Raw genomic sequence first — 1,573 nt, 5'->3', positions numbered from 1 at the left:
TTAGGGCGACCAGACATTTTTATTGGCTCCTTTACTTCTTACATAAGTCTATCACATCTTTAAAAAAATGGTATTAGTTGGGATTGTTTTCTGAAGATAATGAGATTTAATTTTTCACCGCAGGTGAACAAAAATTAACGCAGATAAACTGCCCACCAAATCGGCGTTTATCTGCGTTAATCTGCGGTTTCAAACCTCTTATCTTCCTAGATAAAAGTGAAATCAAATTCCGAAAGAGAAGAAACCCCAGTTACACCATTTAACTTCGCCAAAATGCGAGAATCGCTGCCGGTGAGGTTATTGCCATTGCCGTCATAAATGATGTAAGTATTGCCGCCGGAATCGTAGGCAAACAAGAAAGCACTTCCTCCCAGAATATTTGCAGAAACAGTTGTCTGCACATTCAGCAGAACTTGACTGCCATTGCTGAGATTGGCAAATCCGGGGGCAAAATTAAACTGATCGGCGATCGGCACACCGAGGCCGTTAAAGTCGGTAATCACATCGTATCCGCCCGCTGCGATCGCAGCCTCGATCGCCGCCGAAGAAGCCGCATCAAAGCCAGGCCCACCTTGTGCAGGGCTGGTATAGCGGAATTGATTGCCGCCGCCGCCCCCCGTCATGGTATCTGCGCCGAGGCCCCCTAGGAGCACGTCGTTATCCACACCGCCGTTAATCGTATCGTTGCCGCCTTGACCATCAATAGTATCGCTGCCCGCCAAACCGTCCAAATTGTCCGGCAAAGAACCCCCAACTAAATTGTTAGGCCCGCTATCAGCCGGCAAGATTTGAACGGTGACAGTACCTACGCCCGGAATCGTCCCGAATCCGTCGCTGACGCTGTAGGTGAAAGCAGTTGTACCCGCTACGTTGCCGGGGATGAATTGCACTTGAGAGACAAGATTTACAGCTATCCCCAGTTGCGGTGTGCTGACATTGATAATGCTGAGCGTCCCTTTTTGGGGGCTGGAATCGTTCGCCAGTACGTCGATAAAAGTGGGCAGCAAATTATTCGTATTGGTAAATACGATGCCGTCCTCGACAGCAATCGGCGGCAGGAGAGTGGGAACAGTTACGGAGGTATCGAAAGAATTGATGTTAATTGCGACTGACGCTGCTGCCGTGCCGCCTTGGTCGTCAGCTACGCTGTAGCTGAAAGAACCGGCTTGCCCGATCGCGTTTGTTCCAGGTTGGAATTTCAGCCCGAGTAAATCCTGAACGGTTAACTTTTGGTTCACGGTGACGGGGTTTGTACCCGTAATTACCTGACCAAAAGTAGGATTGGGAAGTCCGACTACCGCGATCGACAGCGGCTGGCCCTCCGGGTCGCTGGGCGCCGAAATGCTCAGAGACAGAGGCAAATTTTGCAAACCAGTCACCGTTTTGCCAGCTTCCACGATCGGCGGCTGGTTAGGAGTAGGAGATGTAAAACTCGGCGGACTCGGCCCGCCGCCTAAAGGCGGAGGGGGCGCCGCAGTTGGAGTCGGGACGATCGAAGGACTCGGACTCGGAGTTGTCCCGCCCGCAGTCTGACTCGGACTCGTACCCGGAACCTGTATCGGCAATGCCCCCG

1 protein-coding gene is annotated in these 1,573 nt (G+C 51.9%); it reads right to left on the bottom strand.

What is annotated here, in order from left to right:
- Positions 1–206 precede the first annotated feature (206 nt).
- Positions 207–1,573 (bottom strand): Ig-like domain-containing protein (locus QUB06_RS17175; protein ID WP_333436285.1); only part of this gene is annotated, 1,367 nt, incomplete at its 5' end.

The sequence above is a fragment of the Microcoleus sp. D2_18a_D3 genome, assembly GCF_036702455.1.
In the GTDB taxonomy this organism is placed as follows: domain Bacteria; phylum Cyanobacteriota; class Cyanobacteriia; order Cyanobacteriales; family Microcoleaceae; genus Microcoleus.
Note: the sequence above shows the minus strand (reverse complement) of the source record. Positions and strands in the feature narration are given on the sequence as shown.